Here is a 13,829-nt window from a genome sequence, read left to right as displayed (position 1 = left end):
TGCGAGGCGCGGCGCGCCACCGCCGCCACGTACCCGAGCAGAGCGCCAACTACCAGTCCAACCAGGAGAAAAACAAGTGACATACCCATAGCGCCACGATACGAGGGGCCACGCACATCTGCGTCCCGCGGGCGGTCCGCAGGTGTCCAGCAACCAACCAGGGCAACGGTCAATCGCCTATCCTGGGTGTAAGACTCACGGGGGAGGGGCATGGAAGCCGTCGATTCGCGCGCGATGCACGTACTGATTCGTGACAGGGACTCGCAGAACTGGCAGGACCACACCTGGAAAGTCGCGAAGGCGTGCCGCGACGGAAATCGCGTCGTCGTCACCTACACCAACGGCAAACAGTATCCATACGGCGAGGATCGGGTACGCCTCTACGATCAGGTTGAGCGCCGCAAGGTCGACGCCCTCGATGAGATCCGGGTGTGCGGGCAGCGCTGGAACAACGTCGAGATCATCTGGACGCTTCGCCGCGCGGGTCACCCGCGTAATCCGCGCTACACGCTGGCGTATCGAAAAGCTGACGGCAAGCTCGCGCTTCGGCGCTACGGAAGCGACGAGGTGAGGGCGTCGTTCGCGACGCCGCAGCAACGAAAGAACGCCTCCATCCTTGACTACGTGCGCGAGGAAGTCCGCGCGCAGGCTCGACGTGCCGGGGCAACATTGGACACAAGCGGGCGCTATCGCAAGTGGGTCGGTGCGGACCACATGCTGCCCGACGCTATTCTCGCGAACGTGTGGGAGTGGCTCCCGAGCGCCCCGAAAGGCTCCGCCCTGGAGGCTTTCCTTGCGGGCGTCTCCTCCGTGAAGACGGGCGCGAGCGACCGGCTCATCATGCCCTTCCATTCCAACATTGATCAACGCAACGCGATCCGGGCCGCGCTCACGCATCAGATCTCGATTATCGACGGCCCGCCCGGTACTGGTAAGACGCAGACGATCCTCAACCTGATCGCTTCTCTTATCGCTCAGGGCAAGTCGGTGGGCGTCGTCGCAGGCGCCAACTCCGCGGTGGATAACGTCATCGACAAGCTGAGAGAGGAAGGCTACGGATTCCTGGTGGCCAGCCTCGGAAAAGCTGAGCGTGTCAAGGAATTCCACCAGCGTGAGGGGATTCTCGAGCAGCGGCGCGAGGCCTGGGCCAAGAAGGCGTCCACTGCCGCGCCGGGTGCATCCGCCCGTGCTAACGAGGTCGCGCTGCGGGCCGAGGAGGGGCAGCTCGTCGCCCTGTGGGAGGACGCGCGCGACATCCCGCAGATCCGGGCACGGCTGACCGCGACCCAGCGTGAGTGCTTCCTCTTCGAAGAGAAAGTGAAGGAAAGTCGCCGCCCGCTCGCGGATATTTCGCATCTGGCCGTCGTTCGGCGCACCTCCGAGACCATCGCTGACCTGCTTGCCCTCGCCCGCTGCGCGCCGAGGCCTGGGCGCAGCCCTCGGGGCTTCATCGAGCGGGTGCGCCGCTACTTCGCCTACGGATCGTTGAAGGGCGTCGACCTGGGGGACCCGGATGTCCAGTCGGCGCTCCAATTCGCCTTCTACGAGGCTCGTGAACGCGAACTGACCCAACGCATCGAGGAAGCGGAGGCGCGCGCGGCCCGCCACGGCCTCGTCGAGGTGAGTGCGCAGTACCGTCGCCGTTCCCGCGAGGCTTTGGACGCCGCCCTCCGGGACCGTTTCGAGCGCGAACGGCCGAGCCGTCTGAGCCCCAATCAGTGGCTCAACCGGCAGACGGACATTCTGTTGCGCACCTACCCGGTGGTCGCATCCACTTGCTTTTCGATCCGTCACAACCTGGCCGAGGATACGCTGCTCGACTGGATCATCATCGACGAATCGTCGCAGGTCCTGCTCCCGGAGGGAATGGCGGCGCTGAGTAAGGCTCGCAACGCAGTCATCGTCGGTGACGCGCGGCAGATCGGGCCGATCTTCCAGGGGTGGGACGAAAGCAAACGGCAACCGCCCGCGAAACGATTTGATGTGCGCAAGGTGTCGCTGCTCGATTCCGTGAAAATGATGGCCGAGGCCGCGCAGGTGCCCAGCACCTTGCTGAAAGAGCACTACCGCTGCCACCCCGCAATCATCGAGTTCTGCAACCGCATGTACTACGGCGGCCAGCTCATCCCGATGCGCGTGCCGACGGAGGATGCCCCCGATCCGCTCGCGATCGTCTACGCCGCACCGGGAAACCACGCGCGGCGGCCTGCGCGCGGGGGAAGCTTCTTCTCCCAGAGAGAGATCGAGATTATCGCCCAGCTCGAGGAGTTGCGGGTCATTCGCGAGGGGATCGGGGCGAACGATAAGGACGAGTCCGGCGACTTCGTCCTCGGCGTTGTGACTCCGTTCCGGGTGCAAGCGACCGGCCTGCGCCAGCGTATCCGCGCGGACCTCGGGGAAGGCCAGCACGCCCGATGGCTGGCGGAGACCGCGCACAAGTTCCAGGGGCGCGGCGCGGGAACGGTCATCTTGTCGACGGTTCTCAACGCGCACGACCGGGCCGCCGCGCGCGAGTTCTACGATTCTGACGCCATGACGAACGTCATCGTGTCGCGCGCCAAAGACCGGTTCATCGTCGTCACCACGCACGGAGGCGTCCGCTTGAGCCGAAACATTAGGACGCTGCTCGATTACATCGAAATGTACGACCCAAGCGCCGTCGTCCAGTCCGACATCGTCTCCATTTTCGATGTCCTTTACAACGCCTACAGCGCGTCGCTCGAACGTTACTCGCGTGCCAAGTGGGCCGACCGTCGGCGCTCTCCCGCCGAGAACGTCGCGGACCAGTGCCTGCGCGAGATTCTTGCGGAACCGGCCTATTCGCGCTTTGGTTATCAGATCGAGGTGTTCCTTAAAGATGCGCTGCCGAATACGCGCCGCCTGAGCGAGGAGCAGCGTGCCTTCGTGTTCACGGATAGTGCGCTTGATTTCGGCGTGTATTCGCGGGTGACCGGTCGCCTTGTCCTCGCCATCGAGGTCGACGGCTGGCAGTACCACGGTGCCAGTGATACTCAGCGCAAGCGCGACGCGCGCAAAGACTCGATCATGGCCGCGTACGGCGTTCCCGTCCTGCGCTTGCCGACGAACGGCTCGGGGGAGGAACGACTGATCCGAGAGGCGTTGGACAAGCTGCTCTGATCGGTTGTTGGTGTCCGATAAGACACTATGACAAGTTACGAGCAAGCTCAGAGGCGTTCACAAATAAGAGGAATTTCTTAGACGTGTGAAATTGCTTCGTGCGTGTCAGAACCCAATGTGTACTATGCTAAAAATATGGGATAGGAATTATGTCCCAATAGATTCATATGTAGGAGTTGTACTGAAATGCTACCCAAAGATAAACTGCGGACAGTTCAGCCGATGGTGTCACATGCCGGTCGACAATTTGAGGCGCGCGAAGAACGTGCATTGTATGCGCTCGCGTCCCCGGCGGCATCTACATTACCGGGGTCGGAAAGAGGCGTTATACTCGTCTCTGAGGTGCCTGGTCCACTTGGTCAGCCAGACTTTATTGCGCTTGTTGGAGGTAATCATTGGCTGGAACGGAGAATATCTAGTGGCATTCCTCCTCAGCTAGTGCAAGCAGACTGTGCTGTTCTCTCAATGTTGCATGTGAATAGGCCTCTGTCGGAATCGAGTTTGTTACGTCGTATTGGTTGGTCTTCAACTGACTTGGCTCCGGTGTTGCGAAAGTTACATCGTGCGGGGGCGGTTAAGATTACGAAGGGTGGGGCGTACTGCGTTATCCCCGAGCTAGTTCCTCAGGGGACTCTCTTTGCTCTAGAAGCAAAGGTGAAAAACTGGCAGCGCGCGATGATTCAGGGGCGTGCATACCGATCCTGGGCAGACAATTATGTCGTACTGCTTGGAGGGGTCGGCGCCATTGCAAGGCAGCGTGCAGTCGAGGCAATAGTAAATGATGAGGCAGGGTTGTTTTCGGACCATCGATGGATTGTGAAGCCCAGAGCGAGGCGAGCGAATGTTGCCAAGCGGCTCTGGGGCTTTGAATATGTTTATGCAGCGATTGTCTCGTCAGTCCCAGCCTTCCGCAGTGGTGAATAGTCTTAACCCCTGTTGGAATGGATGAATCCAGTCTTCTGCACTTAGTGAGGCGCCGGTGATTGAGGCCACTGTCTTCCATGTAGGAAGGGCCTGCTCGTAGTGGTTGCACAGCGCTTTAACGCGACTCTCACCTGAAAGTAAATTCAATTCGGATACAAGTTCGCTAAGAACTTGTGCGTGATGCTTGAAAGCTTGTTCGGGTTTCGGGCCGATTTCTCCGGGAGCAAGCTGCTTAGCCAACGTTGGTTTTTCTGAAGTGAGCGTCATATATTCGCGTTTTGATAATCCCCCCATGAGTCCGTACAACGTTGGGCGTTGATACCAGCCTCCTCCAGGCTGATCGCTAGGTCGTTCCTCGAAATCTTGGTAGGCGCAGATCCGTTGCCGTAAGTCCCAGCCGGTGGATATAGTCGAGGCGCCGGCGGCTACTGCTGGCAATCCTGCGAGGTCGCCAAAGGAAATGTGAACGGGGCGGTCTTGGCTTAGCGCGTACGTTGTTCGCATAAGGCCGTAAATCTCTTCAGGTGTTGCTTTTGGGGGCATTGAGTTATTGTCGCGCGTTACGACAAGGAACCAGCCAGATGGCTCTAACTGATTCAGTGCTCCAATATGAGCGTCAAGTTCATCTTCTGTACTCCAAAAGTGCTGATCTCCTGCGATAGTGAGCCATGTCTTTCCTTCAATGTTGATAGCTTCGCAGCTCATTTCTAAAGCTTGTTGACTCTTTGTGGAGTTTGGCGCTGTTAGCAATAGTGTGGGTGCAAGCAGTTGGCTTCCCAGTCTGGTCTGAATTTCGTAAATTCTTTTAATGTGTATCTTTAAGTCTTTTGGCGTAGTTATTTCACATATCCTGTTTGATAGGCCCCATGTGTTATAATGTTTAAAATCCGTGGTGCGTGGCATGTCAAGTGCGTAAGTCATTGGATCAAACCAGAATTCACCTCCAGCTTCCCGGATTGCATCTGCTGTATCTTTTGCTGACCTTTTGTAACCATTAGAGTTATCCGGCGAGGTAAAAGGCGACAAGCATGCGCCGATTGCGTACCCGTCGCGAATCGCCCTTGTTGCCCAGCTGCTTAGGTTATTCCTGGCGGTGTCGCTAATTAAAATGCTCATCGTGCTTCCTTAAGTGCCTGGTATAGCTCTGTTCCATTTCGGAATCGTCGGGCGGGTTGTGCGTGCAGCCCTCTTTCTATAACGCGCATGAAATCCATAGGGAGATCTGTGCGTAGATTGGAGAGTGGCGCATGATTGGCCCTGCGTAGGCGTTCATAGTAGTCACGTTCATCTCCATTGAAAGGGATGGGGGACTTGCCTGTAGCGGCAAAGTAGACTAGAGCACAGCAGGCGAATACATCTGATGCTGGTGTAGGTGCGCCCGAATATCGATTGAGGTGCTCGGGTGATAGAAAGCCAAATGTCCCCGGTTGCCCCCCTATAGTAAGGCCGCTCCGGAGAGTATGCTTGGCGAAACCGGGATCCATAACGACGTATTTTCCAGAATTGAGTCGCTGTACGTTCCCGGGACTAAGGTCGCGATGAACCACTTTTGCGTTGTGAAGGGCACCTAAGCCGGAAGCAACATCAGAGGCCATTCTTTGAAGCTCCTCCACATTTTCGAGGGGACAACAATGGCGAAGATCTTCTCCGTTCAAGTAATCTTCCAGCCAAAATACCGCTTGAATTGGATCGCCAATAGAAGTCAGCTCTGACTTGACGGTTACTACGTTTGGGTGGTTTATGCTTTGGAGTAGCTCAACCTCTCGTCGCGCTCTTTCTAATGCGGCGGGATCGTTAACGGACTGGAGGTCAATCAGTTTCAATACGCGTTGTTCTTCTTGGGCAGTGGTCACAAGATGTACCTGTTTCTGGCCTCCGGCGGTTAGGGGCCTGATTTGGCGTACCTTCAAGGACCTGCATGCCTTGTTTAGTAGAGAATCGGTCATGGTAACATGATGTCATATTTGACATCGTTACGCATCGGTTTGCGATGTCTAACTCTTCTCGTGCTTCTGTTGACTTTGGTTTCTCTTGAGTGCGGTGGTTGCTACGAGTAGCCGTTGTTTAGTCTTTCTCATAGTGGTGCTAGCGTGTATCTAGTTGTGACGACGTGAGACGGTTAGAATAGTGTCAAGTTGGTTCTAGTTTTACTATGGGGCTGTATGGGTCCTACGCCACCACCATGGCGGCCGTTCCCGCGCACAGGAACGCCAAGCCAGCCAGGTAGCGACGCGTGAAACGCTCGTGAAACACCGCCGCCGAGAAGGCGACAGTCACCAGGATCGACAGCTTATCGATGGGCACCACCACCGAGGCGGGCCCGCCCTTCAGCGCGCGATAGTACGCCAACCACGACGCGCACGTCGCCGCCCCCGACGCGACGATGAACGCCAGCTCGCGCGCCGGAACCGACCGCACCTCGCGCGCCCGCCCCTGCGCGGCCACGACCACCCACGCCATCGCCAGGACCACCAGCGTGCGCACCGCCGTCCCCAGCGTCGGATCAACCCCCGAAATCCCGACCTTTCCGAGAATCGACGTGAGCGCCGCGAACAGAGCGGAGGAGAGCGCGTACACCAGCCAGCTGCCACCCCCGCTCAGCGCACGAGGCAGGCCCGACAGGTCGGAAGGCTCGACCATGAGGAGCGTTCCCACCGTGATCGCCACGATCCCGGCCGCCCCCCACGCGCTCACCGGCTCGCCCAGCAGGACCAGCGCCAGGACGATCGCAAGCACCGTCGACAGCTTGTCGATGGGAGCCACCCGAGACACGTTCCCCCGCGCCAGCGCCGCGAAGTAGCACAACCACGAGGCGCCCGTCGCCAACCCGGACAACACCAAGAAAACCAGCGAGCGCCCATCAATGACAGCGACACCGGAGGCTGTGCCGGTCAGCGCAGCCATGCCCCACGCCCCCGCGACCACCACAACCGTGCGCAGCGCCGTCGCGACCGTCGAGTTCGTCGTCGCGACGCCCGCCTTTGCCAGGACAGACGTCAACCCAGCGAACAGGGCTGACAAGCAGGCGGCGACAATCCACATGCCCCTACTGTACGTCCTGACACACCCGAGGCCGGGGTGCGGCCACGCGCCCCCGCCGCGCCCGTGCTGCCCGACTACGCCCCGGCCTCGTGCCACAGCCCGACTGGAGTCCCACGCGCGATAGAGTGATCCCGTAAGCGCGCGCTGCCGGTGCGCGCACAGACGTGAAGGAGCGCAATGTTCGACAAGACGAATGACTATGGAGTGGGCGACGAACTGCGCGGCCTCACCCCCGTGCAAGAGGCCGAGGCCGAGCACCGCGGACTAGACTTCCTCACCAAGATCGTTCGCCTCCCGGGCGTGCGCATCCGCCGCGACGAGTTCTTGCGCCAAGAACTCGCCAAGGTTCACGCAAGCGACGACATCATCGCGCGCTCCCTCGACACCAACCCCGCGGCGGCGGGCGTCCCCCTGGCGGTGCTCGACGGCCTCGCGGAAGAGACAATCTCCTACGAAACCAACAAGTCGGCCGCCATCTCCTTCGCGGCGGGCATCCCCGGCGGCTTCGCGATGGTCGCCGCGATCCCCGCAGACCTGACGCAGTACTACGCGCACGCGCTGCGGATCATGCAAAAACTCGCCTACCTGTACGGGTGGCACGACCTCGTCGCCGACGCGGACCAGACCGACGACGACACGATCGGCGTCCTCGCCGTCTTCTTCGGCGTCATGCTCGGCGTCGGAGGCGCCGCCCAGTCGCTGACGGCTTTCGCGCGCCTGGTGGCCACCACCGCCTACCAGAACCACGTCACCAAGAAAGCCCTCATGGGCATCACCTGGTACCCGGTCGTCAAATACTCCCTGCGCGTCATCGGCATCAACATCACGAAGAGCACCTTCACCAAGAGCGTCTCGAAAGTCGTTCCCATCATCGGCGGCTTCGTGTCGAGCGGCCTGACCTTCATGGCGCTTCAAGCCCAGTCCTCCCGCCTCAAGGCGCACCTGCGAGAGCTCCCGCCCCGCGGCATCGACGCAGAGGCCTGGGCTCGCCACGTCAACGACACGACCCCGGCGCGCGGCAACCAGGTCAGCGCCGACGGAGTCCAAGAAACCATGAAAGGCAAAGCGCGGGTTGTCATGGTCGGTGTGAAGAGCGCCGCCTCAGGCGTCGTCACCGGGGCCTCGAGTGCCGCCTCCGGCATCTCGAGCGGCGTGAAACAGCGCTTTCAAAAGCACAAATAGGCCCCCACACGCGAGGCGTGGCCGACCCCGTCCGTCCGCGCACCCGCGCCCTCCGCGCCCTCCGCGCAGGGCGGCCACGGCCTCGTCCCGGGCGTGTTTAACGCGCCACTGTTTCACCTCCCCGCCCACCCACCCGAGGGCAAACCTGCCACCATATGCGGGTGAGTGAGACGAAGACACCAGCCCTGCTCTCCTCGACGCAAGAGGCTGGACCCCTGATCCTCCAGGCCTTCGCCTGGGATATGACCGCGGATGCGAGCCACTGGCGCTACCTCGCCGAGAATGCCCAATCGATTGCGGACCTGGGCGTCACCATCATCTGGCTGCCGCCCGCCTACAAGGGCCATGGCGGCGTCAAGGACGTTGGCTACGGCGTTTACGACCTGTACGACCTGGGCGAATTCGACCAGAAGGGGTCCGTGCCCACGAAGTACGGGACGAAAGACGAATACCTGGCCGCCATCGACGCCCTGCACGAGGCGGGGATCGCCGTGTGCGCCGACATCGTCCTCAACCACCGCATGGGCGCGGACGCCTCCGAGACCGTGCGAGCTACCCCGATCAACCCCCATAACCGTCATGAGGCAATCGGCGAACCCGAGATGATCGAGGCCTGGACCCGATTCACCTTCCCGGGTCGAGCGGGAGCCTACTCCGACTTCACATGGGACTGGACGTGCTTCCACGGCATTGACTGGGACGCGGCGACGGGGCGCGAGGGACTGTGGCTCTTCGAGGGCAAGCACTGGAACGAGTCCGTCAACACAGAGTTCGGCAACTTCGACTACCTCATGGGCTGCGACGTGCACGTCACCGATCCCCGCGTGAGCGAGGAGCTGGACCGGTGGGGCCGCTGGTACGTGGAGACGACCGGCGTGGACGCGCTGCGCCTTGACGCCGTCAAGCACGTGGGTTCGGACTTCTACGCGCGCTGGCTCGAAGACCTGCGTGCCTCAACCGGCCGTCTGCTGCCCGCCGTCGGCGAGTACTGGAGCGGAGACGTGCGCGAGCTGGAGCAGTACCTGCGCGAGGTCCCCAACGCGATGCTTTTTGACGTGCCCCTGCACTACCACCTCCACCAGGCCTCGGTCTCTGACGGCAACGTCGACTTGTCGCGCCTGTGGGAGGGCACGCTGACGGCATCGATCCCCGAACTGTCCGTCACCTTCGTCGAAAACCACGACACCCAGCCCGGACAGTCCCTGGCATCCACGGTCGCCTCCTGGTTCAAGGCCGCCGCCTATGCGCTCATCCTCCTCAACGAGGCCGGGGTTCCCTGCGTCTTCTGGGGAGACCTCCTGGGGACCCCCGAGACCGGCGACCTGCCCGCCGTGCGTGAGCTCCCCATCCTCATGGGCGTGCGCTTCCGCGCTGCGATCGGCCCCCAGCACAACGCCTTCGACGACCCGGACGTCGTCGGTTTCGCCCGCGAAGGCAGGGCGGACGTGCCCGGCACGGGCTGCGCCGTCATCCTATCCGACCGCCGCGCCGCCGAGAAAACCCTGTCCGTGGGCGCCCACCACGCGGGCGAGGAATGGGAGTGCCTCATCGGCGGCCACCCGCCCGTGCGCGTCGCCGACGATGGGACGCTGACGGGCCTCGTCAGCGACGGCGGACTGAGCGTCTACGTGCCGAGCATCTGACTGGGAGCGGGCCACGGCCTCGTCCCCTCGGCGAGGCCGCGGTTGCCCGCGCGGAGAAGGCCCGCACTCGGGCAGGTCGGCCCCGCGTGATCGGCCCCGCGCGCTCAGGGGCGCTCCTACTCGGCGGTGCCGCCCAGGGCACGGGCAATTGTTCGTGTCGGGACGACCAGCTGCAACGGGCTGACCGCAGACTCCAGCGCATCGATGTGGCGCATGTAGAAGGCGCGTGCCTCCTCGTCTTTGCAGTGGATGAGAAGGGCGGCGATACCGAATTGGTCGGACGCCGCGAGTGTCCTGCGGAGCGCGTCGAGCAGCAGCGTCGTACCCACGCCCTGGCCTTGCACCCTCCGATCGACGGCGAGCCGGGCCAGAAGCATGCACGGAATGGATTGGGGCCGGTGGGCGGCGAAGCTTGCCGGCGACCAGTCGCGCCGGATCGTCGCTGCAGCAAGTGCGTAGTATCCGGCGACGCGCCCGCCCTGCTGGGCCACGTATGTCACCGCGTTGTGTGCTTTCTGGTTTTGCCAGGAGTAACGGTGAAACCACTGGTCCAGCTCGTCGTTGCCACACGTGAAATCTCCGCGTCGATCGTGGCGCTCCAGCCGTCGAGGAGGCTCCAGTGTGGGCTGTCCTATTGCGTCCATGTCAGCGTCGATCCGACGGGGGAGGGGCGGGAAGCGAGGGCGCGGATCCGCGCCGTCGGCAGGGGGTTGTCCAGTGCCTCCAGGAGGTGGTCGAAAGCGTCGTCGTCCGCGGTAAATTCCGTTTGGTCTGCGAGCGCTCGATCTGCGCGGTCCAAGGCCGAAGCGAGCACGAAATCACTCAGTGACGTCTGCGAGGAAGCTGCGACGTAGCGCAGCTTCTCCTCCTGGGCGGGAGTCAGTCGCAGATTGATACGCGAGGACTTTGTTGCGGTCGTTTGTGTCGGCATGTCGCCCCTCCCTCATGTACATACAGTGTATGGCATCGTCAAGAGTGGGGCGCGGCGACGCGCGACACGGGCCACTGCCTCGTCCCCTCGGCGAGGCCGCGGTTGCCCGCGCGGAGAAGGCCCGCACTCGGGCAGCTCGGCCCCGCGTGATCGGCCCCGCGCTCAGGGGCGCTCCTACTCGGCGGTGCCGCCCAGGGCGGGGACGCGTTCGATCTGGTCCTTGAAGAACGCCTCGGCTGCCGAAATGAAGCGGTCGATGTTGTCGAAGAGCTGCGCGTCCGTCATACCCAGGCGGATAATCGTGAACTGCTCCGCGCACAGGCGCTGACGGCCGTCATCCAGCGTGGCGACGTAGACCTTCGGCCACGTCGTCGAGCTATTCCAGTCGTTACACCCCTGGAGCAGGCGAGAACGCAGCTCCATCGACACTTCCTCACGCACGGCACTCCACATGCACAGGTCTGTGCCGTCGTTGGCGATGGAGAAAATGAAAAAGCCGTGCGTGAAGCCGGTGTGGAGACGCCCATCCTCCACCTCGTAGGTGTAGTCCTTCTCCTCGAAATAGCTGACGAGGCGCGCGAAGTCGACGGGGCGGACGATCCTGCGCCGATCAAGGGCACGCTTGCATTGCTCGATCAGCTCGGGCGCGTAGGCGTTGGACGGGTCCATGGCGACGCACTGTTCGAGGTACGTCAGGGCGCTCTCTTCCTGGTCCAGCCAATACAGGGCGCTACCGATGCGGTAGTACCACAGCGGGTCGGACAGGCCCTCCGCCTCGACGCTGCGCAGCAGCTCCGCGGCCCGGTTGATGTGCTCGGAGAAGGAATCCATGTACGGCTGCGCGTAGTTGATATAGGCGCGCGCCAGCAGACACGTGAGCTCGTAGCCCATCGATGATGGAGGCAGCTGTTCGATCAGTGCGATGATCTTCTGATGCTCACCCTCGTCGTGCAGGGCGTTGACCCGATCAATGAGCTGTGCGCGCGAATCCACGGTAATTCCTTCGTCGTGAGGCCACGAGTGATGACCAAGACTCCAGCATAACAGGGCGGTGGGCGCCCCCACGCTCCGTGACGCCGCCGAGTTGTGTAGGGTGGCAGCGTGAAAGAAACCTCCAGGGGCCACGAGCCTGCCAACGAGCAGGCCCGCGCACGCATGAGCGCCGGCGACGCCGCCCAGTGGGAGGAAATTCAGCGTTGGAAAGAGGCCCAGATCAGCCCCAGGCGCCTTCGCGTCATCTCCCAGCGCCTGCGTTCCTACCTGATGGCGCCCCTTGGCACGATTGTGTCTGTCGCCCGCAAGGTCCCCGGGGGCGCTGCCGTCGCCCGGGCGGTGTCCGCGGTGGGGCTTGGCCTCATGGAGAAAGCGACTTCGGTGTCCGAGGCCTCGGTGCGTCGACGCCGCATCCTCAGGGCGTACCGCAAGGCAGGCTACGACGTCGAGTGCCTGGAGGACATTCGCCGTCTCGGCCTGGACCTCGACCAGATTCGCCCGGTGAGACCCCACCTGAAGATCGCGTATTCGAGCGCCGCAGCCGCCGAGGGGGCGTTCAGTGGCGTCGTCGCCTCCGGCGCTTCGATCGCGGCGGTCCTCGGCCTGGGTGTCGCCTCGGCCCCCGGGATCGCCCTCACGGCCTCGGTTATCGCCCTCGACATCGCGACCTTCCTCGGTGCCGCGACGCGGCTCGTGTCCCACACGGCGGCCTACTACGGCTACGACACGGTCGATCCCGCCGAGAACCTTTTCGCCACGATGGTGCTCTCGCAAGCGATCGATCCGGAGAGCGCCGGGGAAGGCGCAGTCGTGGAGAAGCAGACGACGATGATCGCCTTCAACAAGGTGATGCGCGACGTCGCCAAGCGCGGACCGATGAATAGCGTCGGAACCAACGTGTTCTCAGCCGCCATAAACTCCCTGGTCGCCTCCCTCGGCGCGCGTCTGGCCAGCCTGAAGATCGCGCAGATCGTGCCATTCGTTGGCATCGTCGTCGGCGCGTTCGTCAACGCCTCCCTCATGCGCACCATCGGGGACACCGCCGACCACCTGTATCGGGAGCGTTTCCTCGCGGAGCGCTACGGCTACATCGACGAGGCGGGGGAGGGTTCCACGGGCGTCGTGAGCGCCGACCTGGCCGACGAGATCAGCGCCAACATCGCCGCCTACGTCGAGCTCACGCAAACCGAGGGGCGCTCGCGGTAACGAGCACCCCTCGGAGACGCCGGCACCTCGGAGACGGCGTCAGTTCTGCGAGTTCCAGTTCTGCCAGTCGTTCCAGTCGTCGTCCTGAGCGTCGACCGCGATGATCGGCATGCGAGTGGCGGCGTCGCGCTCGTCGATCTCGGGCAGGGTCGGCTTGTTGTCCTCGTCGCGCTGCTTCTTGCGGCGCTTGTTCCAGGGCCAGCGACCGCGGCGCTTCGTCTCGGCTTCCTGTTCCTCGCGCACCTCGTCGTTCCACGAGAAATCGGTGTTCCAGTCGCTTTGGAACGCGGCCGGAATCTGCGGGGACTGGGGAGCCTGGGGCTCTGACGTCGAGAGGGGCGCGGGAGTCGCGGGCTCAACGGGTGCGCTGGGCTGAACAGGAGCGGAGGGGAAGCCCTCGGCGGGGCCTGCGACGAAACCGTTGTTGCGCGTCGGAGAAACGGGTGTGGGCGCCTCGAACGCGGGGGCCTCGGGAGCGGGAGTCTCGAACGAGGACTCGGCAGCCGCCTGAGGCGCGGCGGGCATATCCCAATCGAAGCCCGCGATCCTGCGGACCTGGGGCATCTGTGTGGTTGCCAGGTCGGCGTCCTCCTCGTGCATGACGAACGAGGCCGGGGTGGGCTCCGGCTCGGGCGCGACGATCGGCTCCGACTCGGGTGCGGCGACCGGCTCGGGCTCCGGCATGACGACCGGCTCGGGCTCGGGCATGACGACCGGCTCGGGTTCCGGCGCGGCGACCGGCTCGGGCTCGGGCATGACGACCGGCTCGG

Annotated in this window: 10 protein-coding genes and 1 pseudogene; 4 read left to right on the top strand and 7 right to left on the bottom strand. The window is 62.9% G+C overall.

Going from position 1 to position 13,829, the window contains the following annotated elements; all coding sequences use genetic code 11:
• The first annotated feature begins 210 nt into the window (after positions 1-210).
• Positions 211-3,138 (top strand): AAA domain-containing protein, encoded by a 2,928-nt coding sequence (locus HMPREF1138_RS05565; RefSeq protein ID WP_009057538.1) that lies wholly within the window; start codon positions 211-213, stop codon positions 3,136-3,138.
• A gap of 894 nt (positions 3,139-4,032) precedes the next feature.
• On the opposite strand, the gene HMPREF1138_RS11090 is transcribed toward HMPREF1138_RS05565, so the two are convergent.
• From HMPREF1138_RS11090 to HMPREF1138_RS05560, 3 genes are all read right to left on the bottom strand, one after another.
• Positions 4,033-5,178, bottom strand: coding sequence for a hypothetical protein (locus tag HMPREF1138_RS11090; RefSeq protein WP_155887142.1), 1,146 nt, complete (start codon positions 5,176-5,178; stop codon positions 4,033-4,035).
• Entirely contained in the window at positions 5,175-6,008 is an 834-nt protein-coding gene (locus HMPREF1138_RS11615) for a serine/threonine-protein kinase (RefSeq protein ID WP_081495987.1), read from the bottom strand. Before HMPREF1138_RS11615 ends, HMPREF1138_RS11090 begins: the two co-directional genes overlap by 4 nt.
• 223 nt (positions 6,009-6,231) lie before the next feature.
• Complete coding sequence (locus tag HMPREF1138_RS05560) at positions 6,232-7,104, bottom strand: EamA family transporter (protein WP_009057544.1); 873 nt, start codon at positions 7,102-7,104, stop codon at positions 6,232-6,234.
• 177 nt (positions 7,105-7,281) lie between these two features.
• On the opposite strand from HMPREF1138_RS05560, the gene HMPREF1138_RS05555 reads away from it, so the two are divergent.
• A complete protein-coding gene (locus tag HMPREF1138_RS05555; protein WP_009057531.1) occupies positions 7,282-8,286 on the top strand; it encodes an EcsC family protein in 1,005 nt (334 codons plus the stop codon).
• A 155-nt stretch (positions 8,287-8,441) separates the two neighbouring features.
• Positions 8,442-9,929, top strand: a complete 1,488-nt coding sequence (locus HMPREF1138_RS05550; protein WP_009057534.1) for an alpha-amylase — start codon at positions 8,442-8,444, stop codon at positions 9,927-9,929.
• A 116-nt stretch (positions 9,930-10,045) separates the two neighbouring features.
• Here HMPREF1138_RS05550 and HMPREF1138_RS05545 read toward each other — a convergent pair whose 3' ends face one another.
• From HMPREF1138_RS05545 to HMPREF1138_RS05535, 3 genes are all read right to left on the bottom strand, one after another.
• Positions 10,046-10,573, bottom strand: coding sequence for a GNAT family N-acetyltransferase (locus HMPREF1138_RS05545; RefSeq protein WP_039937079.1), 528 nt, complete (start codon positions 10,571-10,573; stop codon positions 10,046-10,048).
• Positions 10,561-10,860: a type II toxin-antitoxin system TacA family antitoxin gene (locus tag HMPREF1138_RS05540; RefSeq protein WP_009057542.1), complete on the bottom strand. Its 300-nt coding sequence runs from the start codon at positions 10,858-10,860 to the stop codon at positions 10,561-10,563. The genes HMPREF1138_RS05545 and HMPREF1138_RS05540 overlap by 13 nt, the downstream gene beginning before the upstream one ends.
• A gap of 174 nt (positions 10,861-11,034) precedes the next feature.
• Positions 11,035-11,853 carry a YbjN domain-containing protein gene (locus HMPREF1138_RS05535; RefSeq protein WP_009057539.1) on the bottom strand — a complete coding sequence of 273 codons (819 nt, stop codon included), beginning with the start codon at positions 11,851-11,853 and terminating at the stop codon, positions 11,035-11,037.
• Between the two features lie 162 nt (positions 11,854-12,015).
• Between HMPREF1138_RS05535 and HMPREF1138_RS05530 the strand changes: the two genes are divergently transcribed.
• Positions 12,016-13,059 (top strand): EcsC family protein, encoded by a 1,044-nt coding sequence (locus tag HMPREF1138_RS05530; RefSeq protein WP_039937084.1) that lies wholly within the window; start codon positions 12,016-12,018, stop codon positions 13,057-13,059.
• A 39-nt stretch (positions 13,060-13,098) separates the two neighbouring features.
• Here the strand turns inward: HMPREF1138_RS05530 and HMPREF1138_RS11265 are convergent.
• Positions 13,099-13,829, bottom strand: a pseudogene (locus tag HMPREF1138_RS11265) (hypothetical protein); the annotation flags it as partial.

Origin of the sequence: Actinomyces sp. ICM58 (genome assembly GCF_000283035.1) — a bacterium.
Taxonomy (GTDB): Bacteria; Actinomycetota; Actinomycetes; order Actinomycetales; family Actinomycetaceae; genus Pauljensenia.
This window is presented reverse-complemented; position numbering and strand designations above follow the sequence as displayed.